Below are 23,807 nucleotides of genomic sequence, written 5' to 3'. Positions count from 1 at the left end.
AGGAGGAGACAAAAAGTGAAAAATTTAGAGTCTATTGAACAATTTGAGCAATTAAAGAATAATGGAAAACATCTCTTTGTGTTTTCAGCGGACTGGTGTCCGGATTGCCGGGCAATTGAACCGGCGCTTCCAGAAATTGAAGCAAAATTTACTGAATTTACATTTGTACATGTTGATCGTGATCAATTTCTTGATTTATGCGGCCAATTAGATGTATTTGGAATCCCAAGTTTTATTGCGTTTGAAAATGGCCGAGAAATGGGTCGCTTCGTTAGCAAAGATCGAAAAACTCAGGAAGAAGTCGAAACATTTATCTCGAATCTAAAATAAATAGCATCCCCTCCGTCTTTTTTGAGATGGGGGGATTTTGTTGTACGATTGGTTTTCTGTGGAAAAGGGGCGGAGCTGAGCCAACAAAAATAGAAATGTTAACCTGTCTGAGCACGAATCTTGTTTAGTTTTGTAAATAGTTAGTGCTTGGCCTCGCTCACACCGCCTTATTTTGTTAGTTATGTTTTTAAATGAGACCAATTTCCATATTAGGGTTGGGAGTAAAAACTCATGAAGGTTTTCTGTGAAAGGAGGGAAAAAATGGACAGCAAGAAAATGAGAATAGAACTTGAAAAACGGTTAAGCCGGCCGGATCGCATATTTTCTTTTGATCGTGAGAAAGACCAGCTGAGAATTGAAAATAAACAAACTGGAAAAGGAATTACCGTTTCGCTGCCCGGAATTATAGCGAAGTGGCAGCTTCAAAAAGAAAAAGCCATCGATGAAGTCGTGTATTATGTAGAGGAAGGCTTGCAGGCAATGGATCATGATGTTCAGCTTTCGGGAAAAGAAAAAAGCATTTTTCCAGTTATCCGTTCCACTTCCTTCCCAACGGAAGCCGAAGAAGGAGTCCCGTTTTTGTATGATGACCATACAGCAGAAACGAGAATTTATTATGCTTTGGATCTAGGAAAAACGTACAGGCTTATCGATGAAAATTTGCTTAAAAAGGAACAGTGGGACGCGGACAAGGTCAGGGAAATTGCTTTATTTAATGTCAGGACTCTGCCAGTTGCCATGAAAGAAGATCATGTAGCCGGCAATACCTTTTACTTTTTAAATACAAATGATGGATATGACGCAAGTAGAATTTTAAATAAGTCGTTTTTAAAGGACATGGAGAAAAAAATAACCGGCAGGATGACGGTAGCGGTCCCTCACCAGGATGTGTTGATTATCGGTGATATTCAAAACGATGCTGGCTTCGATGTTCTTGCCCAAATGACTATGAGTTTTTTTGCAAGCGGCTATGTTCCGATCACAGCCTTGTCGTTCTTTTATGAGAATGAAGAGCTTGAACCGATCTTTATTTTAGGAAAGAATCGAAAAAAGCCGTAATCTTCGGTTACAGTTGAAAGCATGGCAAGCAGCCATGTTTTTCTTTTTCTACCATATTTATGTAAAAATATTGAAATATTTGTTACCACTTTGAAAAAAATGGCCCAGCTTATGTTAATTGCTAAGAAAAAAGTTAGACTTGTTTTTGAAAAATTAACCAACTTCTCTTTATTAAGGCTCATTCTCTTAAATTTTCTCGATATTTTAAGATTAACTGATAAAATAGAAATGATAGTGATCGCAGAAAGAGTGATTTTTATTGAGTTGGATTAAGAAGCTTTTTCAAATGTTTAAAAATGATGATGAAGAATTTAAATATATTGATGAAGGAGATATGTATCAAGCAAATGAATTTAGCCGTGAGCAGCATTCCGGAAGCAAAGAAGTTGATGCAAAAATCGTCTATCAATACCCGAAGGGCAAATTTCGCTTTCCTCTTATTCCTGATCATGAAAGCCCGCAAAGAAAGGAGAGGGTAAGGAGACGAAACGAATTTGATTCAGTTGCATCTGAAATGCAATCAGATATACCGATTAGGCCTGTATGGAAAGAAAGAACAAGATTGGATCGGATCATTCCAGTTGCGGGTAAATCGTCCGAACAAATCTATAAACCTGAATGGAAAGAGAGAACAAGTTCGGATCGGAACAAGCAGGAAGCCGCATTGAAAACCCGCCAGCCTTTCAGACCGACGGAAATACCTTCTCCCATATACGGATACGGGCGTCGGAGCCGAAGAAAAGAAGAAATAGTGGAATATGAATTAACCGGTCTTGAAGGACTATATCGTAAAAAGATGGTTTTTGATCCGAACATTAAAGAAGCAAATTCCGAAGGTCAAAATGTTTCAAAACAATCAATGCTTGAAGAGATGAAAGATGAACGCATGCATAGTTCTAATTTGACAGACAGTACATATACCGTGAGTGAAGAAAAATACGAAAATGCCCACAGTAGTGCATTTTCGTTTGACAATCAGACCGATCCAACCATGAATCATAAAGAGAACGAAAATAACACCAGTGAAGAGAGTGTTCTTTTCGATGAAAAAGATATTCAGCAGTGCCAAGAAATAGCCGAAGTTGACAAAGCGGCAACATCCGGGCAAATGGATTATGATCAAGAGGATGATGAAATAAAAAATGAACCTCTTATTGTGGCATCAGCTCAAGAGAAAGAACCGACAGTGCGGGACATGCCGCGAGAAAGCTCCGAACATGATGAGGTGCCAAAAAGAAGAAGATCACATATACCTTTTAATGTGATTATGCTTAAAGACGACAAAAGAAAGCTTGAACAAAGGGAGCGGGCAAAAAGAGAGCAAAAAGAACGTTTTGACGAACATTTTCCATCAATCACGCAAAAAAGTCTGGAGAGTGAAAATGATCAAAGCCAGCCACAGGAGGAATTAAGGATAACAGGTTCTGACCAAAAAAATTCTTATGAATTCCCGCCTGTAAGCCTGCTTTCTCCGCCTGTGGCCAGATCAACTAATACCGGCTGGTTGATAGAGCAGAAACAGCTTTTAAACCAAACACTTGAAAACTTCCATGTCGGCGCGAAAGTAGTGAATGTGACACAGGGACCGTCTGTTACCCGTTTTGAGGTTCAACCCGATCCAGGTGTAAAAGTAAACAAAATTACTAATCTATCAGATGATATTAAGTTAAGTCTGGCTGCCAGAGATATACGAATTGAAGCACCAATTCCGGGCAAACATACGATTGGAATCGAAGTTCCGAATCAAACGAGCCGGCCTGTTTTAATAAGCGAAATTATTCAAAGCCGGGAGTTTATTGAAAAGGAATCCCCGTTAACAGCGGTCCTTGGATTGGATATTTCAGGGAAACCGATTGTAACCGACTTAAAAAAGATGCCACACGGGCTTATTGCAGGGGCAACAGGATCCGGGAAAAGTGTGTGCATTAATTCAATACTTATAAGCCTATTGTATAAAGCGAGCCCGCAAGATGTTAAGCTGCTTCTTATTGATCCAAAGATGGTGGAACTTGCACCATATAATCAAATACCGCATCTCGTAAGCCCCGTGATTACGGATGTAAAGGCGGCAACGGCTGCTTTAAAGTGGGCTGTCGATGAAATGGAACGCCGCTATGAGCTGTTCGCCCATACTGGAGTAAGAGATATTAACCGTTTTAATGAACTTGCACTTGAGCATAAACGCTACTCTGAAAAACTTCCATATATTGTAATTGTCATTGATGAATTGGCTGACTTAATGATGATGTCTCCTGCCGATGTAGAGGAGGCAATTTGCCGAATTGCCCAAAAAGCGCGGGCTTGCGGTATTCATTTAATTATTGCGACTCAGCGCCCGTCTGTTGATGTCATTACCGGATTAATTAAGGCAAATGTACCGACAAGGATTGCTTTTTCTGTATCGTCGCAGATCGATTCACGAACGATTATTGATATAAGCGGAGCAGAGAAACTGCTTGGCCGGGGTGATATGCTGTTTTTAGAAAACGGATCTTCAAAGCCTTTGCGTTTGCAAGGAACGTTTGTTTCCGATAAGGAAATTGATGCGGTCGTCGCCCATGTCCGTGAGCAGCAAAAACCTCAGTACTTATTTGAACAGGGTGAATTGCTAAAAAAAGCCCAAGTGGATGATGAAGAGGATGAACTGTTTTATGAAGCTTGCGAGTTCGTTGTTGAACAGGGCGCAGCATCAACGTCTAGCCTTCAGCGCAGGTTTAAGATTGGATATAACCGGGCTGCCCGTCTAATTGATATGATGGAACAGCAAGGATTTATTTCAGAAGCAAGGGGGAGCAAGCCGCGCGATGTTCTTATTACTGAAAGCGATCTTGAGTTAATACAACAAGATACTAGTACAATAAATTAAGAAGTGATATTTTTTATTTGCTGTAAAAAAGGGATTAATTTTTTGTTGGTTAGTGTTTAACTTAAAATAATGATATAATAATTTAATGTGATAAAGATTTAACAAGTGTATGCAATGAGCAAAATAAGATAAATGTCATATACTGTGTTACAGATAGACGTAGTTGGAGGTTCTTTATATGACTATTTACCATTTTGTAGGTATAAAGGGGTCTGGAATGAGTGCATTAGCACAAATACTCCATGACATGAATTACCATGTTCAAGGCTCCGATGTCGAAAAGCGCTTTTTTACTCAACAAGCCCTTGAACAATCTGGAATAAAGATCCTTCCTTTTAATAAGGATAATATTAAGCCTGGCATGACCGTGATTGCAGGAAATGCCTTTCCTGATACGCATGAAGAAATCGTGGAAGCCAAGAAACTCGGACTTCCAATTGTCAGATATCATCGTTTTCTTGGCGATTTTATGGAAAACTTTACAAGTATTGCTGTCGCAGGTGCACACGGAAAAACATCAACAACTGGTTTGCTTGCTCACGTTATGAAGGGAGCAAAGCCAACTTCTTTCTTAATTGGAGACGGTACAGGCAAGGGCGATCGGGAAGCAGAGTATTTTGTGTTTGAAGCCTGTGAATATAGAAGGCATTTTCTTTCGTATTTTCCCGATTATGCGATCATGACGAATATTGATTTCGATCACCCTGACTATTATGCCAATATAGAAGATGTTTTTTCTGCATTTCAGGAAATGGCCTGGCAAGTAAAAAAGGGCATTTTTGCATGGGGTGATGATGAACACCTTCAAAAAATACAAGCGAAAGTTCCGGTTGTATTTTACGGATTTGGAGAAGAAAACGATTTTCAGGCAAGAAATATTGTGAAAACCACTGAGGGTACATCTTTCGACGTTTTTGTCAGAAATACTTATTACAATACTTTTAAAATCCCTGCATTTGGCGATCATAATGTGTTAAACTCTTTGGCTGTTATCGCCCTTTGCCATTACGAGGAGATTGAATCGGAGATTATTGCTGAACGGCTTCAGACTTTTACTGGGGTAAAAAGAAGATTTTCGGAGAAAAAAATCGGATCGCAAATTATCATTGATGATTATGCGCATCATCCGACGGAAATTAAAGCAACGATTGATGCTGCAAGACAGAAATACCCCGAAAAAGATATCATTGCTGTTTTTCAGCCGCATACATTTACTAGAACACAAACATTTTTGGATGAGTTTGCTGAAAGCTTAAATAAGGCTGATAAAGTCTATTTATGCGAGATTTTCGGTTCGGTGAGGGAAAATCACGGAAAACTTTCAATAGAAGATTTGCAGAAGAAAATTCACGATTCGGAAATCATTACAGAAAAAGACACCACTCCTCTTAAGAAGTATGAAAACAGTGTAATTCTGTTCATGGGTGCAGGTGATATTCAGAAATTCCAATTAGCTTATGAACAGTTGCTGCAAGTATAAAGTGAACTTTCCTCAGGGAAGGTTTTACTGCCTGTTAATACGGATCAATCATTCTTAAAGCCAGGTGTGAATCACACACCTGGCTTTTCAGCTTTCATCAAAGAGAGTACACTCTTTATTGATTTTGGTGCAGGAAATTGTCACTATTATATTGAAATATTTAATCGAGAAGTGGGTTATGACTTTTTGTCAAAGGCTATAAAATAGACTAATCGCAAACATTGGGGGTACAAATAGTGGAAATTCTTTTATATTTAAGCGCAATAGTTGCTGCGATTGCATTGTTTATTTTGGTTATTTTTCTTTCAAAAACACTAAAATCGCTGCAAACCACGCTAGACAGTGTTTCCAGGACTTTGTCCGGGCTTGAAAAGCAGTTGATTGGTGTAACGAAGGAGACTACGGAACTGCTTCATAAAACGAATTCCCTTGCAGATGATATCCAGAAAAAATCAGAAAGCTTAAACAGCGTTGTTGAGGCTGTGAAGGACGTAGGCAATTCTATTCAAAAATTTAATCATTCGCTTCAAAACATAACATCATCGGTGAGCCAAAAGCTTGAACAAAACAAGGACAAGATTTCACAGGTTGTGCAATTGAGCAATATATTACTCGAGTTAAGGGATAAATGGAAGGCGAGAAAGAAGCAGCACAATTTCTCTAACAAGATTGATAGACATTTGTCTAATGCAGCAGCAAAAGAAAAGGAAAGGTCGCAATAATAATTAAGGAGGCAGAAAATATGGGCGAGAGAGAGCGGATCCATAATGAAACAAATGACAGAAAAGAAGGTAATTCAGGTTCAAAGGAATTTATGATCGGTGCGATGATTGGCGGGGTAATAGGTGCAGCTGTTGCTCTTCTTTTTGCTCCAAAATCAGGGAAAGAATTACGAAACAATTTAAACGAACAGGCGATTGTTTTAAAAGAAAAAACAGGGAAATTTCGTGAATCAGTTATGACAAAAGGAAATTCACTGGCGTCAGCGGCAAAAGAAAAAACCGTTCAGTTACGGGAACAAGCAAAGATAAAAGGAAATGAACTGGCTTCTGTTGCGAAAGAAAGAACGAGTACGTTGACCGAAACAATTACGCAGCATTCTTCCGATTTATTAAATAAAGTGAAAAGCTTGAAATCTGCACAAAAAGATGAAGCAACTTTTGAAGAAACCGTGCTGGAAAATCCATCTGAGACAATGATCGATGCACCGAAAAGCTTCGGAAATGGGGCTGTTGTTGATATTCAGCAAAAGCTTGAAGAAACAAAAAAAGCGTTCGATGAAACGGAAAGAAAATTAAATCAATAAATAGACTTTGCAGCAGCTTTAAATGGTTCTCTTAAAAAAACTAGTAAAAAAATAACAGCCTAATTATTCACAGGCTGTTATTTTTTGTGCGCCCGGCATGGGTGTAATCTATAGGGTGCAAGTCCCGAGCTGTGAAGGCAGAAGTAGCAGTTAGCATAACGCAAGGGTGTCCGTGGTAACGCGGAATCTGAAGGAAGCGGACGGCAAACTTCCGGTCTGAGGAATACGAACTTCATATAAGGCTAGGTATCACTGGGTGAGTTTGCAAAACAAAACAAAGCCCTTTCTGCCGAAGGTGATACAGAGTAAATGAAGCAGATAGATGGAAGGAAAGATTACACTCTTACCCGGGGAGATCTGACTGGCACGCCAAGTAATCTTGGTAACCTATCTAGCGATAGATAGCTGAGCAGTCAGAAGTCAGCAGAGGTCATAGTACTCTTTCGAGCTCGAGACGAAAGAGGAAGGACCGAACAATTAAGGAGAACGAAACACTACGCGTTCATCTTCTGTGTTGAAGCAGACAATCCGGCAGGACTTACTTGAAGGAGGAAGTGGTGAATCCCACGGGGGACTTCAAGAGGGTGGAGCAGAAGATGGCACAAATAGAGGGATTCGTTCACGTGGAGAGGATATCTATGTTGATGGAACTGATTTTGTCACGGGAAAATCTCCTAACGGCATTAAAACGAGTTGAACAGAATAAAGGAAGTCACGGAGTAGATGGCATGCCCGCAAAAGACCTACGGAGACACCTCTATGAAAACTGGGACTCCATTCGACAGTCGTTAAGAGAGGGAACCTACAAACCTTTACCAGTTCGTCGAGTCGAAATCCCGAAACCGAACGGCGGAGTAAGACTTCTAGGTATCCCCACCGTGACTGATCGTTTCATTCAACAAGCGATTGCCCAAGTGTTAACGAGAATCTTCGATCCGACCTTCTCTGAACATAGCTACGGCTTTCGCCCAAGCCTCAGAGGACATGACGCGGTCAGGAAAGCAAAGGGCTATATCAAAGAAGGATATCGCTGGGTGGTCGATATAGACTTAGAGAAATTCTTTGACAAGGTGAACCACGACAAACTGATGGGGATCTTGGCGAAAACGATCGAAGATCGGATTTTACTTAAGTTAATCCGCCGGTATCTTCAATCAGGCGTGATGATAAATGGAGTGGTAATGGAAACAGACATGGGAACGCCACAAGGTGGACCGTTTAGTCCACTATTATCAAACATCATGCTTCACGAGTTGGACAAGGAACTTGAGAAACGTGGACATAAATTTGTACGGTACGCGGATGACTGTAATATCTACGTGAAAACAAAGAAAGCAGGAATTCGTGTCATGAACTCCATTACTAACTTTATCGAGAAGGAATTAAAGCTCAAGGTAAATAAAGAGAAATCGGCGGTAGACCGTCCTTGGAAACGGAAGTTTCTCGGTTTTAGCTTTACACCAAACAAAATACCCAAGATACGGATGGCGAAAGAAAGTGTGAAACGATTCAAGAACAAGATCCGTGAAATCACATCCAGATCCAAACCGTATCGAATGGAGGAAAGAATTGAGAAACTGAACATGTACCTAATGGGATGGTGTGGATATTTTGCCTTGGCAGATACACCAAGCAAGTTCAAAGAATTTGATGAATGGATAAGACGAAGACTTCGAATGTGTTTATGGAAAGAGTGGAAAACGCCGAAAACAAGAATTCGGAAACTTAGAGCATTAGGTGTTCCAAGTCATAAAGCAATCGAGTGGGGCAATACACGCAAGAAATACTGGCGGATTGCCTGCAGTCCCATTCTACACAAAACCCTCGATAACTCCTACTGGAGTCATCAAGGGTTAAGAAGTCTATTCGAGAGATATCATTTTCTACGTCATACTTAATTGAACCGCCGTATACCGAACGGTACGTACGGTGGTGTGAGAGGTCGGGGGTTAGTCACCCCCTCCTACTCGATTACGCATGCCCCTTGTTGGGAGGGCTATTTTTTTCCTGAGACAATGGCCAGACAATTTTTAATTCGTCCCCAGGGTAAATTTGGTCGTAGAATGTTGCGGGTATGTCGTTCCTAAGCAAAACAAACTTTCCGCCCGAATTTTTCGGCATCGTAATTTCAACATGTTTAAATAAATCCTGGAAAAGAAATGGCTCCATTTTTTTTTGTTCGACTGTAAGTTCGTCTCCATCAAACAGAACGGAATCTTCTGAAAGCTTTTCGCCATTTCTGTAAAAATCGGTCACTGTTTTAGATAAATAGATTTTTTCCCCATTAAACGTTACTGGAATTATATGTTTTAACTGGAAATGCTTCATTTCTGCTAATTGTTTTACAGTTGGTGTTGTTTTTTGTTCAATGACTATGTCATCAAGATGATTAAAAGTGCTTTGAGGCTTTATAGCAATTCCATTTCGAAATAATTTTCCTGCAAGATTTGGAAGGAATGTCTCTCTGTCATTGATTTTCAATCGCAAAGGCCTTAGTTGTAATAGAAGGTCATGAAGTTGAAGCTCTTTCAACAATTCTTCAATCGTCTCCGGGATTGTACAAACAATCTGATCACGATCTTCCACCTTTTTATCTGGCGATGTTTTTACGCCATTGCATGTGAGAGTTGCAAAAATTTCATAAGGCTTGCCGTTAATCGTAATTTTCTTATTTGGTATATGATCAAGCAAATCGATTATTTTTAGATCTGCAGCACTGCCGTCTTTCCCTTTTTTTACTGCTATTTTGTCACCATTCTTAATCTCATCGTCAAAAGAACACGGTTTTCCATTTAATAAGATGGTCGGGGCTTCACCGAGCTGGCCGGGAATCGTTATGTTTTGCCCATTAAGTGTAACAAACAATGCCATACCGGGTTTCCCGTAAAGTTTATTCATTTTTATTCCTGCAGAAAGCAGACAATCCCCTACTGTTAATTTATTTAATTCAAATAACCGAACGGGTTGTTCATTGACATATACTGTATTATATTTTAATGGAGATCTCTGGGCAGCAATCGCGATTCCGATCGGGGTAACAAGTTCTGGCCCATTGTGAATTTTTTTGGAAATGGTAAGTGAAGAAATAGCCTCTATTCCACGGATCGCGACCCGGTTTTCAGGGAGATTTAGTTTTTCGGCCAGCCTTTTAGGGAGCTCGGGTGTTAAGCTTCCGCCCCCGACAAGCATAACTGCTTTTGGAGGTTTTCCATTGTTTAGTTGAAGAATTTCATCGCAAATTGATTCTGCAAGCTTATTGAGAGCAGGAGAAATGTGGCTGATCACTTCTTCCCTTGAAACTTCAGTCTCAAAACCAAGAATATCTGTAATTGTAATCCGATCATTTGTATGCAATTCCCGTTTTGCTTTTTCAGCAAGAGGAAAGTCAAGCAAATATTGGTCACTTATCGCTTCTGTGATTTCATCACCGGCAATCGGCACCATCCCGTAAGCGATAATTGTGCCCATGTCAGTTATGGCAATATCAGAAGTCCCTGCTCCAATATCAACTAATGCAACATTTAATCTACGCATAGAAGGAGGCATAAGCACATTAATCGCCGCTATCGGTTCTAATGTTAATGCTTCCATTTCCAGACCAGAGCGATTGAGAGCAGAAATCAGTGATTCCACGACTACTTTAGGGAGAAATGTTGCAATAATTTCAACTGAAGCTTCATCACCTTGCTGGTCAATCAAGTTGCCTATTTCTTCTCCATCAAGTTGATAATAAAGAACCGAGTATCCGACACAGTAATAATAATAGCTTTTTTCCTCATTATTTTTTTCGGCAACAGACGCTTGCGCCTGCTGTACGGCACATAATTCAAGATGAAGAATATCCTGTTTTTGAAGCATCGTTTTTCCTTTGATGGAAACAGTTGCTTTGGCGCGCTCCGTTTTTAAAGCACGGCCGGCAGCAGCAACTGCAACTTTTTTTAAGCATCCGTGACGTTCTTCTAGTTGCTCCTTTATTTCTGTTATTATTTTTGAAACGGCCAGAATATCATGTATTTGGCCATCCAGCATGGAACGTTTTGTGTGTTCTTTTGCAAGAATATCAATGACGTGAAATTGACCATCGTGTTCTTCTAAAATAATGCCGACAACGGATCGAGTTCCGATATCGAGAGCAAATAGTTTCTTTTTTTCTTGCAAAATGAGTACACCCTCTTTTAAAATCGTTATATAATACTTTAATACTTAAAAGCGTTTAATCGTTAAAGAAATTTTTCGTGACAATCAAACTCATTTCATATATAATAAACCCTAATTATATAGAAAATGTATCATATTTTCATGGGTCGTTAAAGAATATTCACAACTCTGCTAAACATGATTTCTGATTTATAATTATTTTGAAAGGACGGAAAGAAGATGAGCAATAAAGAACTTGATCAGTTGCGTCAGCGTGTCGATGAATTGAATTTGGAGCTTTTATCATTAATTAATGAAAGAGCTCGACTTGTCCAAGAAATTGGTCGTGTGAAAGAGACTCAGGGAGTTTTTCGTTATGATCCAGTGCGTGAACGAAAAATGCTTGATTTAATTAAGGAAAATAATGATGGACCTTTCGAAAACTCAACAATTGAACATATTTTTAAAGAAATTTTTAAAGCCGGCTTAGAATTGCAAAAAGATGATCATCGTAAAGCATTGCTAGTTTCCCGCAAGAAAAAACCGGATAATACAGTGATCGATCTAAAAGGCGAGAAAATTGGCGATGGAAATCCGCACTTTGTTTTCGGTCCATGTGCAGTTGAATCATATGAACAAGTGGCGACTGTTGCTGAATCAGTAAAAGCAAAAGGGTTGAAGCTTTTGCGCGGCGGAGCTTACAAACCGCGTACATCACCTTATGACTTCCAAGGACTTGGGTTAGAAGGCTTAAAAATTTTAAAGCGGATTGCGGATGAATATGATTTAGCTGTAATTAGCGAAATCACGAATCCAGCTGATATTGAAACTGCTGTCCAATATATTGATGTCATTCAAATAGGCGCACGCAATATGCAGAACTTTGACTTATTAAAGGCAGCAGGTGCTGTAAATAAACCTGTTCTATTAAAGAGAGGTTTAGCGGCAACGATTGAGGAATTTATTAATGCAGCGGAATATATTATGGCGCATGGCAATGGACAAATCATTCTTTGTGAGAGGGGAATCCGCACTTATGAACGGGCAACAAGAAATACTCTTGATATTTCAGCGGTGCCAATCTTAAAACAGGAAACCCATCTTCCGGTTTTTGTTGACGTTACACATTCTACCGGAAGAAGAGACTTGTTGCTCCCTGCAGCGAAAGCAGCGTTAGCGATTGGAGCAGATGGAGTAATGGCAGAAGTTCATCCTGACCCTGCAGTAGCGCTGTCAGATTCTGCCCAGCAAATGGACTTGAAGCAATTTGACGAATTCTACCGCGAAATTAAAAAGTCTGTTTTGGCAAGAGTATAAGAAATGAAATATTAATGCAAGAAGAGGCTGACCCATAAGTGCCTGGCTCCGGTCTGCAGTTACTAAATATTGTGGAAACATTGATCATGTTTTCAAAATAAAGTAACTAAGGGTGCTGGTTCTTAGTTTTGGACCAGCCTCTTTTTCTTATGTCGTTTTTATTAAAATTTTCACATTTTTGTCACAAAATTGATAAATTTGTCGGCTTGTGATTGCGGCATTTTCCGGACTGTCGTATGATAAAAATACATAAATAGACTTGTTTAGCGGATTGCAATCTTTTAGTAAAAGGTTTAGTTTTTTTTAATTGCAGTAAAATAAAGAAAATTGAATCCGTGTGTATCAAATGAAGGAGTGGGTTGCATGAATGTAACAATATACGATGTTGCAAGAGAAGCAAACGTATCAATGGCAACGGTTTCACGGGTCGTTAACGGGAACCCGAATGTTAAACCTGCCACAAGAAAGAAAGTAATGGAAGTCATTGAACGGCTTGGCTACCGCCCAAATGCTGTGGCAAGGGGATTAGCCAGTAAGAAGACGACAACAGTCGGTGTTATTATCCCTGATATTTCAAGCACTTTTTTTGCTGAGCTTACGAGAGGTATCGAAGATATTGCCACAATGTATAAATATAATATTATTTTGAGTAATTCTGACCAGAATAAAGAAAAGGAATTGCATTTGCTAAATACGATGTTTGGTAAACAGGTGGATGGAATTGTCTTTATGAGTGGAAATATTTCTTCCGAGCATGTTGAAGAGTTTGAAAAATCCCCAGTCCCAATTGTATTGGCAGGTTCAATTGAAGAAACGGAAAAAATTCCATCAGTGAATATTGACTACGAACAAGCAGCTTATGATGTTGTTCAATCTTTTATTGAAAAAGGGCATAAGGAAATTGCTTTTGTTATCGGCCCTCTTCATGAGCCAATTAATAAAGAGAAAAAGCTGGCAGGTTATAAGCGGGCACTTGAAAATTATGGAATACCATTTCGTGAAGATCTTATTATAGAAGGCGATTACACTTATGATTCGGGGATTGAAGCGATAGAAAAATTGCTTGAAATGGATGCAAGACCGACTGCAATTTTTGTCGGTTCCGATGAAATGGCACTAGGAGTCATACACGGAGCCGAGGATAAGGGCTATAAAATCCCTGATGATTTCGAAGTGATCAGTTCTGATAATACGAGATTAACTTTAATGGTAAGGCCTCAGCTTACAACGGTTGTTCAGCCATTGTATGATATTGGAGCGGTTGCTATGCGGCTTTTAACAAAGCTGATGAATAAAGAAGAGGTATCAGATCAAATTGTAATACTGCCGCACCGAATTGAATTCCGGCGCTCAACAAAATAAAAAAGTATTGCTAAAACAATTCCCGATCTGAATCATGATCAGGTTGACTTCACAAAAACGGCGGAGCATGACTAGCCCCGTCGTTTTTTGTCTACAATGATTCATTTTTTGTCTTTTATTTTTTCTGGCTTCGGATAGGATAAAGTGCGTTTTCCAGTGTTTGAGCATTTTTTTCTGTAATTTCTGGCTTTCGGGGGATGGGGGGATACAGATTTTCAGGATCATCCCATTCGGATGGTAAAACGACCGGCGCTTTATCCTGCCATAATTTTATCCAATCCTCAGGTAAACTACCGTAACAATTTGAGTTTTCTGTCATCTCAAGCCAGATTAACGCCCAGGCTCTTGGAACCACTCGCCAAATATCATAGCCTCCGCCACCTACGGCGATCCACCGGCCATTACAATATTGATGAGCAATTTCATGTGCCAACTTCGGAATTTCCCGGTAGATTTTCATGGTAGCTGATAAATGAGTAAGTGGATCATAATAATGTGAATCAGCACCATTTTGGGTCAGAATTACATCAGGTTTAAAAAAATCTGCAATTTCGCGGACAGCATTTGTATAAGCATTAAGCCATGATTCATCTTCTGTAAAAGCGTCCACCGGAATGTTAAAGGAGTACCCGTATCCTTTTCCTTGCCCTCTTTCATTTACGTTTCCAGTTCCAGGAAATAGATAGCGTCCTGTTTCATGAATCGACAATGTACAGACAGTTGGGTCATCGTAAAATGCCCATTGCACACCATCTCCGTGGTGGGCATCTGTATCTATATAGAGAACCCGTACATGATATTTTTTCTGCAAATATTTAATGGCAATGGAACTGTCATTATAAATGCAAAATCCAGAGGCTTTTCCTCTGAATCCATGATGGAGGCCGCCGCCGAGATGGAGTGCGTGTGTTGCTTTTCCTTCCATAACGTAGTCGACTGCAGTTAACGTTCCTCCAACAAGTAAAGAGCTTGCTTCATGCATATTTGGGAAGATTGGAGTGTCTTCCGTGCCCAGCCCGTAATTCTCAGCGGTATTGCTGTCAAGCAACCCTTGCCCTGCCAATTTTACAGCGTTGACATAATCGGGGTCGTGGATTAAGTAAAGTTCCTCTTCTGTTGCTGAACGGGGCTGAACGATTTGTTTTTCATCTATTGCATTGAGTTTAAATAATAAGTCCAATGTCAGCTTTAAGCGAAATTGATTAAAAGGGTGATGACTGCTGAATTTATAGTTCAGCAATTCTTCAGAAAATACAAAGATTGAACTGTCTTTCATAATTGGATCCCCGGAAAGTTGGGCCATAATACGTGGTGGCCTGCTTTTTTGAGATCGTTTATGATATTGATAGGATTCATCGTTTGCACCCTTATAACCAATATTTTATATCCTTCTTCTTTCTTATCAGGATAAACAAGAACGCTTTGAATGTTAGCGTTATGGTTGCGTATGACATCGGCAATTTCCCATAGCATTCCTGCTTTGTTTGGAACTTTTACTTCAATTAGTGACCCAGGCTGATGGGCCCCTGTTAATTCCACAAGTGTGTGAAATAGATCTGTTTCAGTAATAATGCCTACAAGCCTGTTGTCTTTCAGTATGGGCAGGCATCCGATCTTATGTTCATAAAAGAGGGCAGCGACTTCTTCAACGAAATCGAGAGGATGACCTGTGATGATGTCCGTTTTCATGACAATTTCCAATGGTTTTTCCAAAGTATCTATTCGCTCTTTTGCTTCCAATATTGATGGAGCAGCTTCTTTAAGATCCCTATCAGAAACTAAACCGACTAATTGATTTTGCTGATTAACGATCGGAAGATGGCGGATTTTCTTTTCACGCATAAGCGAAATAGCATCCGCAATCGTGTTGTCAGGAAATAATGTTACTACTTTAGTTATCATAATTTCTTCCACAAGCATCTATTATCACCTCCGACTTTCTATTGCTCAGCTCCGGTCGCTCTCTGCTTTTCTTATTGTCCAGCTGCAGCGGCAAGCCCCTCGAGGTCAAAAGCCAAATCACTCCAGAGGTTTTAACAACCTCCTGCGTGATTCGTCTTATGCTTGTCGGGGCTGAACGAGCCGCTTCCGCTTTTCTTAATACATAAACCGATTCTTAAAGCGCAGCCGGTCAAATTTTTGAATGGAATCATCATCTACTCTCTTCCCAATTCTTGCCATCAGGCAATTTGCGGGATGAGAACATATCTCAGGGTCGTCAGTCGCATAATATTCAAGGCCGCCGGCATTCATCATTTTTTCCATGACCTTTCTGTATTCCCAGACATTTAGTCCTGTTCCTTTTAAATCCCAGTGCCAATAATATTCAGTTGTTATAATAATATAATCTTCCATTGCATCATCCATCATAGATACTCTTAGAAGATTTTTTCCGACAGAATATCCTCTAAACTGGGGGATTACCTCAATTGCTCCGAGCTCGATCAGATTGTCCATATTCCCTTCCGACCATCGTTCTAACGGGTCAGGGTATAAAAAGGTTACATATCCTACAATTGTTTGCCTTTGCCTTGCTATGATAATTCTTCCTTCAGGCAGTCCGGCAATTTCAATTAAAGCTTTATGCTGCTGTTCGGGAGGCCGAAAAGCAACTAGGTCATTATGAAATTCATAACCTGCCAGTTTTTCAGGTGTTATAGGGCCCTCTATTTTTAAGTCGCCATGAGGCGTTTTCATTTCCATTGCGTTATATGTTTTTTTATGTTCCATTAGTCACCCACCCGGAAAACAAATAATGGTTAACACTATTATACAAAAAATCTTACAAATCAAAGCGTTTTCACAAAATTTTCTGAAATAGGGTCTTGGGTGTTATTGGGATATTATAGCCTTATTCCTAAAAAAAACAAACTCAAAAATATTTAAAAACTAATGAAAACTAAGAAAATTAATATTATAATAAAAAAAAGGAGTTAAGGAGTTGAGATCTAATGGAAAAAAAGTATTTTCTTAATGCTCCACAACAATCGGAAGGTAAAATCCTGGATTCTCTATTTGCTGAAATGGTGCTTGACAAGGCTCTCCATAATTTCCGGAAAAAGCAAATTAAAAATAAAATCGACGAATCATTACGAAATAAAAACAAGGAAGAATTCTTACGATTAACAGAGGAATTAAAGAATATTTCTTAAAACGGTTGTATGTTTATCGAGATGATTTTGACATAAAAAGAATTAATAAAAGGGGAAGATGTAAATCACTTCTTCCTTTTTTTATTTATTTTTAAATGTCAATTAGAGTATATTAATTTGGCATAATTGAAATAATATAAAATTATTTTACTATTGTATCATTGGTGGAAATGTACCCATCGTCGAATGATTGGATTTTTCTTTATTTATTGCCAGTAATGATTTTTATTCCACTTCTCCCCAAACCTTGAAATCTGTAATAGTATTTCCAACAATATTTCGTAAAAGTTTTTCAATTAAATAGGAAAAGAATATTTTAAAAATTGAGAAAAAAAGTTATAATTATAATAAGGACAAACTAACTAAAAAGGGGGATATGGCATGAAAGTCGAAACGCTGCCAGCGACAAAAGGGACCCATAATTTAGAAAATTATGAGGAAATGTATGATCGGTTTGATTGGAAGGAAACTGAAAAACATTTTACATGGTATGAAACCGGTCGGGTGAATATGGCTTATGAAGCGATAGACCGCCATGCAGAATCTTTTAGGAAAAATAAGATTGCTCTTTATTACCGGGATGGTTCCCGCAATGAGAAATATACGTTTAAAGAAATGAAAGAATACTCAAATAAAGCAGGCAACATCCTTAAAACTTATGGCAATGTTGAAAAAGGCGACAGGGTGTTTATTTTTATGCCTCGTTCTCCTGAACTATATTTTGCAATCCTAGGAGCTATTAAAATTGGAGCTATTGTCGGACCGCTGTTTGAAGCTTTCATGGAAGGTGCAGTCCGCGACCGTCTTGAAGACAGCGGAGCTAAAGTTCTTGTGACAACTCCTGAACTTCTAGAAAGAGTTCCTGTGAAAGAACTTCCAGAATTAAAAACTATTTTCCTTGTCGGCAATAATATTGAAGAGCAGGGGCCGTATATTGATTTTAACAAAAGGCTGGCCGAAGCAAGCAAACAATTGGATATTGAATGGGTTGATCGGACAGATGGGCTGATTCTTCATTATACTTCAGGTTCAACCGGGAAGCCAAAAGGCGTGTTGCATGTCCATAATGCAATGATCCAGCATTATCAAACTGCAAAGTGGGTGCTTGATCTAAAAGAGGAGGATGTTTATTGGTGTACAGCTGACCCTGGCTGGGTAACAGGAACTTCATACGGTATATTCGGTCCATGGCTTACAGGTACATCTAATGTGATTATTGGCGGGCGTTTTAACCCTGAAACGTGGTACAAAATGATTGAAGAATTTGGAGTTACTGTCTGGTACAGTGCACCGACTGCATTTAGAATGTTGATGGGTGCAGGCGATGAAATCGTTAAAAAGTTCGACTTGAGCAGCCTCCGCCACATTCTAAGCGTTGGCGAGCCGCTTAATCCAGAAGTGATAAGATGGGGGATGAAAGTATTTAACATTCGCATTCATGATACATGGTGGATGACAGAAACTGGCGCCCATCTTATTTGTAATTATCCATGCATGGATATTAAACCGGGATCAATGGGTAAACCAATTCCAGGTGTAAAAGCTGCGATTGTTGATGATCAGGGTAACGAATTGCCGCCATATCGGATGGGAAATCTGGCGATTAAAAAAGGCTGGCCTTCAATGATGCATGCCATTTGGAATAATCCGCAAAAATATGAATCTTACTTTTTACCGGGAGATTGGTATATTTCCGGTGACTCTGCTTATATGGATGAAGACGGTTATTTCTGGTTCCAGGGCCGGGTCGACGATGTCATTATGACATCTGGTGAGCGTGTTGGTCCATTTGAAGTGGAAAGCAAGCTTATTGAACATCCGGCTGTTGCCGAAGCAGGGGTAATTGGTAAACCGGATCCTGTTCGAGGTGAAATTATTAAGGCATTCATTGCCTTACGGGATGGATATGAAGCCACTGAAGAACTGAAAGAGGATATCCGCCAATTTGTTAAAAAAGGTCTGGCTGCACACGCTGCTCCAAGAGAAATTGAATTTCGTGATAAGCTTCCAAAGACCCGTAGCGGAAAAATCATGCGCCGTGTTCTCAAAGCATGGGAGCTCAACTTGCCAACAGGAGATCTTTCTACAATGGAAGATTAATTTAAAAGCAAAAAGGCTGATTCATTTGTTTGAATCAGCCTTTTTTTATATTCTATTGACCATTTACGGTATTTCCATTTTCAACTGAAGGCGGTTCCCCGGTGCTGCCGCCGCTTCCGTTGTTATTTCCATTTCGAGGAGGGATTTGGCCTTTTCCACCGGATGGTCCGCCATTTCCTTTACCGAGACCTTTTCCTGCAGGAGGAATTTCAGGTTTTGGATCAGTTTTTTTTTCGATTACAATCATGTTAGAAGGAGGAGATTCATTTCCAGCTATATCGACTGCAGTTACATAATAGCTTCCTTCAGTTGCGTTAAAGGATAAAGAGGAGCCGGCTTTTATGCTTGAAACTTTTGCTCCATTTTTATAAACACGATAGCCGATGACATCGTAATCCGGATGCATTGGCCAGATAATCAAATTACCCGAACTTTTTATATTTAAAGCTCCCGGTTTTCGGCCGTTTTCTGCAAGCTTATTCTCAGGAACTAAAATTTTTGACCAACGGCCATTCTTTGGAATAAGCTGTTGGGGATTAGCTTTAATGCCGAATATTTTTTCAATGTAATCAGGATTCAGAATTAATCCTGACTCTGCAAATTCTGCCGGTGTTGAATCCAAAGCTAAATATTTTTTATCACCTACACGGACAAACTTCCCTTCTATTAAACTATCATCAACTTTTGTCGGCACAAATTTGGCATTAAATAAATCTGTTTCCACGAGGCCTGCTCTTACACAAGCATTGGAAGGCAATAAACCAGATGTTGCACAGAATGACCGCCTTACAATACCGCCTGGCATCTTGAATTGTTCATCGGGGTCCACAAGCTTAGGATTTATATCATAAGCAGCATTTATCAGGTCAGCCCATAAATATAAGTTGCGTAAGCTGTAACTTAAACCGGGGGTATTTAATGATTTAGGCGTATCATAACCGGTCCAGATTCCAAAAGTTACGTTTGGATTGGTTGCGACAAACCAGGAATCATAGAATTGATTTCCTGTTCCAGTCTTTCCTGCCCAATCTGATCTGAATTTCAATCTGCTGTTCAAGGAGGCTGCAGTACCTCTCTTAATAACGTCTCTCATCATATCAAGAGTTAAATAAGCCGTTTGGGGGCTGAAAACTTCTACCGGCTTCACTTCATGCTGATAAATGACTTTTCCGTTTTTATCAGTAATTTTATCAATTAAATAGGCATCAATGAACTTCCCGCCATTTGCAAATGTCCCAAAAGCATTTGTATTTTCTTCAACTGTTACTCCGTTCTCCAATGATCCGATTGCTGTTGCCAAGTTTGTAAAATCCGGCTCAACAAGCGATGTAAAGCCCATCTTTTTTAAATACTCAGCAGGCCTATACCCGATAATATCTTTGTACAATTTAACTGCAGGAACGTTAAATGACTTTGCTAGAGCGTATCTTGCTGGAACTAAGCCGTTGTATCGTTTGTCGTAGTTCGTTGGCCATGGGCGGTTCAAGCTTGGATTAAGATATAAAGGAACGTCAGGCAAAATCGTACCTGGAGCTGCTTTTCCAAGCTCAAAGGCAGGTGCATAAACGAGCAGAGGTTTCATTGTTGATCCATTTTGGCGGACAGCACTTGTTGCATGATTTAATTTTTCCCGTTTATAATCGCGGCCGCCGACAAAACTGATGATTTTGCCAGTTTTGTTTTCAATCAGAATTGCTCCGACTTCTACAGGCTCCATGATTGTCTTTTTTTCGCCTGTTTCAGGATCGGTTATTTCTTGAGGTTTATCAGGGCCGTAATAAGGGTAATGATCTTTTACTTTTTGCATTGCGTCATAGATTTTTTTATCAATTGTCGTATGAATCTCATATCCGTTTTGACGGAGATTCCTGTCGGCAAGAGCCATATATTCTTCCTGTAATTGTTGATTGGATTCAAGATCCTGTTCTTCATATCCGTCTTTTTTTGCTAAAATTTTTCCTAAAATTTCTTTGGCCCTCTTTTCAATTTCAAACGTCAACCAAGGATATTGTTCCTGCGGGCTAGGAATATATGGTGCAAAATCTTTCGTAATATCATAGGCAAGGGCTTCTTTGTACTGTTTCTGATTGATTTTCCCGCTCTCATACATCCTTTTTAAAACCGTTTTCATTCTTTTTAAGCCAGGTTCAAGGTTTTCTTTTATCTCCCCTTTATTCGTAAAAGGAGTGTATGCAAACGGGCTCTGGGGAAGTCCTGCAATAAAAGCAGCTTGGGGCAGGTTTAAATCTTTTGCATTCACACCGAAAATACCTTTGGCCGCTGCTTGTGCGCCGGCAATATTCCTTCCTGAAGAATTGCGGCCGAATGTTGCAACATTTAAGTAGGCTTCTAAAATTTCATCTTTTTTAAAAAATTTTTCTAACCGGAGAGCCAATAATATTTCTTTTGCTTTTCGTTCAAAGGAAATTTCATTTGTTAAAATCTGATTTTTTATTAACTGTTGTGTCAATGTGCTTCCGCCTGTTTGGGCAGATGAATTTGTCACTTCCTGCAAAATTGCGCGAAAGATTGCTTTTGGAACCACACCGTCATGTTTATAAAAATATTCGTCTTCTGTTGCAATGAGCGCATCAATTAAATATTCTGAAACCTGGTCAAGTTTTACTTCTTCGCGATCAAGATCACTCCGCAGCTTGCCTAAATAAACATTGTTGGCAAAATACAGCTTCGAAGTTTCCTCGTAGTTATATATCTCTTTTTTCAAATTCTTATAAGAACGTATAGGCTCATCTTTTACAAGGGAAGCGAAATAACCGGCACCGACTCCGCCGGCAAATGCACTTCCAAGCACAATCACAATTAAAAAAATAAGAAATAAATTCCATATAACATGATAAGTGATTCGTGCTCCTTTAATCGTTTTTTTATTTGTAAAAAGGTTGAGCCATGACCTCAATCGTTCCTTCCAAATATGATTATTGCTCATATGATCAGCCCCCCTAAAACCACATACATTATAGCATATCAAAGTTTCTAAGATGACAAGATTCAACATTTTTCTGAAATTTCATGTATGTGATTGACATTACATGGAAAGTATGATAAGAATGTTTTATCGCAAATTTATAATGAGTAAGCGATGACGGGAACAAGTAGTGGTTCTATCCCTGTTTCAGAAAGCCGGCGGTTGCTGCAAGCCGGTACATATAGAATCATGAATTACCTCCTCGAGCATTTGCTGTGAAGGATGCTAGTAGCAGTAAACGGCTAAGCCGTTATCTTTAATGAGTGGAGGACAAAATATGTCCTCAATATGGGTGGTACCGCGCGTCTTGCGTCCCTGCATTATTTGCAGGGGCTTTTTGTTTTGTTCAATTGCAAATTTATAGTTTAAGGAGGATGACAGTCATGAATTTGCTGGAAGATTTGCAATGGAGAGGAATTATTTATCAGCAAACCGATGAAGAAGGAATTAAGGACATCTTAAATAAAGAGAAAATTTCATTATACTGCGGTATTGACCCGACTGCAGACAGTATGCATATCGGGCATCTGCTGCCGTTTTTGACGCTGCGCCGTTTTCAAAATGAAGGCCACCGTCCAATTGTGCTAGTAGGCGGAGCAACAGGACTAATCGGCGATCCGAGCGGTAAGAGCGAGGAGAGAAAGCTGCAAACGCTAGAAACGATTAAATACAATGTGAAAGCAATCGAAAAGCAACTTCATAAAATTTTTGACTTTGACGGTGAATCCGGAGCGATTCTTGTTAATAACTACGATTGGATCGGTTCAATGGATGTTGTTACGTTCCTTCGTGACTACGGAAAACATGTAGGCGTCAACTATATGCTGGCAAAAGATACAATTGCTTCCCGCCTTGAAACAGGCATTTCTTTCACAGAGTTCACGTATACGATTTTACAGGCGATGGACTTTTTGCATTTGTATGAACACCATAATTGTAAAATGCAAATTGGCGGAAGCGACCAATGGGGCAATATCACAACCGGTCTTGAGCTTATCCGAAAAATTCAGCCGGAAGGTGCTAAAGCATACGGTTTAACGATCCCGCTTGTAACTAAAGCAGACGGGACAAAGTTTGGAAAAACAGAAAGTGGAGCAGTTTGGCTTGATCCGGAGAAAACATCTCCTTATGAGTTCTATCAATTTTGGATTAATACAGCAGATGCAGATGTTGTGAAATACTTGAAATACTTTACGTTCCTTTCTCGAGAAGAAATTGAGGAGCTTGAAAAATCTGTACAGGAAGAGCCTCACCTACGCAAAGCTCAAAAAGCTCTTGCAGAAGAGATGACACGCCTGATTCACGGGGAAGAAGCACTGCAGCAAGCCATAAAGATTTCTGAAGCGCTGTTTAGCGGCGACGTGAAGGATTTATCTGCAGCAGAAATTAAGCAGGGTTTTAAAGAGGTACCATCATATGAGCATGTCTCTGGTGAGGAAATTGGAATTGTCGACTTGCTGGTAGCGGCTAAAATCTCTCCATCAAAGCGCCAGGCCCGTGAAGATGTTACAAATGGAGCGATTTATGTAAATGGTGAGCGCATTACGGATTTAGGTTATGTATTAGGAGAAAAAGACAGGATTGAAGGGCAATTTACGGTAATTCGCCGCGGCAAAAAGAAATATCACCTAATTAAATATTAATCAGCATAAGTCTTCCGGAGTGTGACACTATTTTATAATAAAAGCAAGGAGATGTTATCCCCTTGCTTT

The 23,807-nt window shown here is 39.6% G+C and carries 18 protein-coding genes and 1 other annotated feature; of the genes, 13 read left to right on the top strand and 5 right to left on the bottom strand.

Features of this window, described 5'->3' with window-relative positions; genetic code table 11:
* Positions 1-15: 15 nt before the first annotated feature.
* The 8 genes from BMMGA3_RS12920 (at position 16) to ltrA (ending at position 8,939) form a co-directional block, all read left to right on the top strand.
* Complete coding sequence (locus BMMGA3_RS12920; RefSeq protein ID WP_003347344.1) at positions 16-330, top strand: thioredoxin family protein; 315 nt, start codon at positions 16-18, stop codon at positions 328-330.
* Between the two features lie 261 nt (positions 331-591).
* The gene (locus tag BMMGA3_RS12915) at positions 592-1,389 is read left to right on the top strand and encodes a DUF1444 domain-containing protein (RefSeq protein ID WP_003347346.1); all 798 of its coding nucleotides are present in this window, start codon (positions 592-594) and stop codon (positions 1,387-1,389) included.
* A gap of 259 nt (positions 1,390-1,648) precedes the next feature.
* Positions 1,649-4,255, top strand: coding sequence for a DNA translocase FtsK (locus BMMGA3_RS12905; RefSeq protein WP_003347348.1), 2,607 nt, complete (start codon positions 1,649-1,651; stop codon positions 4,253-4,255).
* Positions 4,256-4,433: 178 nt separating this feature from the next.
* Positions 4,434-5,735 carry a UDP-N-acetylmuramate--L-alanine ligase gene (gene murC / locus BMMGA3_RS12900; RefSeq protein ID WP_003347349.1) on the top strand — a complete coding sequence of 434 codons (1,302 nt, stop codon included), beginning with the start codon at positions 4,434-4,436 and terminating at the stop codon, positions 5,733-5,735.
* A gap of 236 nt (positions 5,736-5,971) precedes the next feature.
* Entirely contained in the window at positions 5,972-6,457 is a 486-nt protein-coding gene (locus tag BMMGA3_RS12895; RefSeq protein ID WP_003347350.1) for a DUF948 domain-containing protein, read from the top strand.
* A gap of 20 nt (positions 6,458-6,477) precedes the next feature.
* Positions 6,478-7,041 carry a YtxH domain-containing protein gene (locus BMMGA3_RS12890; protein ID WP_003347351.1) on the top strand — a complete coding sequence of 188 codons (564 nt, stop codon included), beginning with the start codon at positions 6,478-6,480 and terminating at the stop codon, positions 7,039-7,041.
* A 511-nt stretch (positions 7,042-7,552) separates the two neighbouring features.
* The gene (locus BMMGA3_RS17525; RefSeq protein ID WP_003347276.1) at positions 7,553-7,738 is read left to right on the top strand and encodes a hypothetical protein; all 186 of its coding nucleotides are present in this window, start codon (positions 7,553-7,555) and stop codon (positions 7,736-7,738) included.
* Positions 7,680-8,939 (top strand): group II intron reverse transcriptase/maturase, encoded by a 1,260-nt coding sequence (gene ltrA, locus BMMGA3_RS12885; protein WP_038502385.1) that lies wholly within the window; start codon positions 7,680-7,682, stop codon positions 8,937-8,939. Before BMMGA3_RS17525 ends, ltrA begins: the two co-directional genes overlap by 59 nt.
* Positions 8,940-9,012: 73 nt before the next feature.
* Here ltrA and BMMGA3_RS12880 read toward each other — a convergent pair whose 3' ends face one another.
* The gene (locus tag BMMGA3_RS12880) at positions 9,013-11,199 is read right to left on the bottom strand and encodes a cell division protein FtsA (RefSeq protein ID WP_003347353.1); all 2,187 of its coding nucleotides are present in this window, start codon (positions 11,197-11,199) and stop codon (positions 9,013-9,015) included.
* Between the two features lie 219 nt (positions 11,200-11,418).
* On the opposite strand from BMMGA3_RS12880, the gene BMMGA3_RS12875 reads away from it, so the two are divergent.
* Together BMMGA3_RS12875 and ccpA are read left to right on the top strand one after the other, a co-directional pair.
* Positions 11,419-12,495, top strand: a complete 1,077-nt coding sequence (locus BMMGA3_RS12875) for a bifunctional 3-deoxy-7-phosphoheptulonate synthase/chorismate mutase (protein WP_003347354.1) — start codon at positions 11,419-11,421, stop codon at positions 12,493-12,495.
* 363 nt (positions 12,496-12,858) lie between these two features.
* Positions 12,859-13,857, top strand: coding sequence for a catabolite control protein A (ccpA, locus tag BMMGA3_RS12870; protein WP_003347356.1), 999 nt, complete (start codon positions 12,859-12,861; stop codon positions 13,855-13,857).
* Positions 13,858-13,972: 115 nt separating this feature from the next.
* Here ccpA and BMMGA3_RS12865 read toward each other — a convergent pair whose 3' ends face one another.
* The 3 genes from BMMGA3_RS12865 to BMMGA3_RS12855 all read right to left on the bottom strand — a co-directional run bounded on the left by BMMGA3_RS12865 (position 13,973) and on the right by BMMGA3_RS12855 (position 16,587).
* Positions 13,973-15,133 (bottom strand): acetoin utilization protein AcuC, encoded by a 1,161-nt coding sequence (locus tag BMMGA3_RS12865; protein ID WP_003347358.1) that lies wholly within the window; start codon positions 15,131-15,133, stop codon positions 13,973-13,975.
* The gene (locus tag BMMGA3_RS12860; protein WP_003347360.1) at positions 15,130-15,777 is read right to left on the bottom strand and encodes an acetoin utilization AcuB family protein; all 648 of its coding nucleotides are present in this window, start codon (positions 15,775-15,777) and stop codon (positions 15,130-15,132) included. The genes BMMGA3_RS12865 and BMMGA3_RS12860 overlap by 4 nt, the downstream gene beginning before the upstream one ends.
* 177 nt (positions 15,778-15,954) lie before the next feature.
* A complete protein-coding gene (locus BMMGA3_RS12855) occupies positions 15,955-16,587 on the bottom strand; it encodes a GNAT family N-acetyltransferase (RefSeq protein ID WP_003347362.1) in 633 nt (210 codons plus the stop codon).
* Positions 16,588-16,808: 221 nt separating this feature from the next.
* On the opposite strand from BMMGA3_RS12855, the gene BMMGA3_RS12850 reads away from it, so the two are divergent.
* Both BMMGA3_RS12850 and acsA read left to right on the top strand, forming a co-directional pair.
* Entirely contained in the window at positions 16,809-17,009 is a 201-nt protein-coding gene (locus tag BMMGA3_RS12850) for an IDEAL domain-containing protein (protein ID WP_003347364.1), read from the top strand.
* Between the two features lie 381 nt (positions 17,010-17,390).
* Complete coding sequence (acsA, locus tag BMMGA3_RS12845) at positions 17,391-19,109, top strand: acetate--CoA ligase (RefSeq protein ID WP_003347367.1); 1,719 nt, start codon at positions 17,391-17,393, stop codon at positions 19,107-19,109.
* 52 nt (positions 19,110-19,161) lie between these two features.
* On the opposite strand, the gene BMMGA3_RS12840 is transcribed toward acsA, so the two are convergent.
* A complete protein-coding gene (locus tag BMMGA3_RS12840; RefSeq protein ID WP_003347369.1) occupies positions 19,162-22,056 on the bottom strand; it encodes a transglycosylase domain-containing protein in 2,895 nt (964 codons plus the stop codon).
* 144 nt (positions 22,057-22,200) lie between these two features.
* Positions 22,201-22,415: a binding site (T-box leader), on the top strand.
* A gap of 63 nt (positions 22,416-22,478) precedes the next feature.
* Here BMMGA3_RS12840 and tyrS point away from each other — a divergent pair.
* Positions 22,479-23,738, top strand: a complete 1,260-nt coding sequence (gene tyrS, locus BMMGA3_RS12835) for a tyrosine--tRNA ligase (protein ID WP_003347371.1) — start codon at positions 22,479-22,481, stop codon at positions 23,736-23,738.
* Positions 23,739-23,807: the final 69 nt, after the last annotated feature.

Source organism: Bacillus methanolicus MGA3 (genome assembly GCF_000724485.1).
Taxonomy (GTDB): domain Bacteria; phylum Bacillota; class Bacilli; order Bacillales; family Cytobacillaceae; genus Bacillus_Z; species Bacillus_Z methanolicus_A.
Note: the sequence above shows the minus strand (reverse complement) of the source record. Positions and strands in the feature narration are given on the sequence as shown.

What these genes read in the sequence shown, in the direction of transcription:
- ccpA (WP_003347356.1), top strand. Translation starts at nt 12,859, where the DNA reads ATGAATGTAACAATATACGATGTTGCAAGAGAAGCAAACGTATCAATG.
- BMMGA3_RS12850 (WP_003347364.1), top strand. Translation starts at nt 16,809, where the DNA reads ATGGAAAAAAAGTATTTTCTTAATGCTCCACAACAATCGGAAGGTAAA.
- BMMGA3_RS12840 (WP_003347369.1), bottom strand. Translation starts at nt 22,056, where the DNA reads ATGAGCAATAATCATATTTGGAAGGAACGATTGAGGTCATGGCTCAAC.
- BMMGA3_RS12860 (WP_003347360.1), bottom strand. Translation starts at nt 15,777, where the DNA reads ATGCTTGTGGAAGAAATTATGATAACTAAAGTAGTAACATTATTTCCT.
- tyrS (WP_003347371.1), top strand. Translation starts at nt 22,479, where the DNA reads ATGAATTTGCTGGAAGATTTGCAATGGAGAGGAATTATTTATCAGCAA.
- BMMGA3_RS12915 (WP_003347346.1), top strand. Translation starts at nt 592, where the DNA reads ATGGACAGCAAGAAAATGAGAATAGAACTTGAAAAACGGTTAAGCCGG.
- acsA (WP_003347367.1), top strand. Translation starts at nt 17,391, where the DNA reads ATGAAAGTCGAAACGCTGCCAGCGACAAAAGGGACCCATAATTTAGAA.
- BMMGA3_RS12855 (WP_003347362.1), bottom strand. Translation starts at nt 16,587, where the DNA reads ATGGAACATAAAAAAACATATAACGCAATGGAAATGAAAACGCCTCAT.
- ltrA (WP_038502385.1), top strand. Translation starts at nt 7,680, where the DNA reads ATGTTGATGGAACTGATTTTGTCACGGGAAAATCTCCTAACGGCATTA.
- BMMGA3_RS12875 (WP_003347354.1), top strand. Translation starts at nt 11,419, where the DNA reads ATGAGCAATAAAGAACTTGATCAGTTGCGTCAGCGTGTCGATGAATTG.
- murC (WP_003347349.1), top strand. Translation starts at nt 4,434, where the DNA reads ATGACTATTTACCATTTTGTAGGTATAAAGGGGTCTGGAATGAGTGCA.
- BMMGA3_RS12890 (WP_003347351.1), top strand. Translation starts at nt 6,478, where the DNA reads ATGGGCGAGAGAGAGCGGATCCATAATGAAACAAATGACAGAAAAGAA.
- BMMGA3_RS12865 (WP_003347358.1), bottom strand. Translation starts at nt 15,133, where the DNA reads ATGAAAGACAGTTCAATCTTTGTATTTTCTGAAGAATTGCTGAACTAT.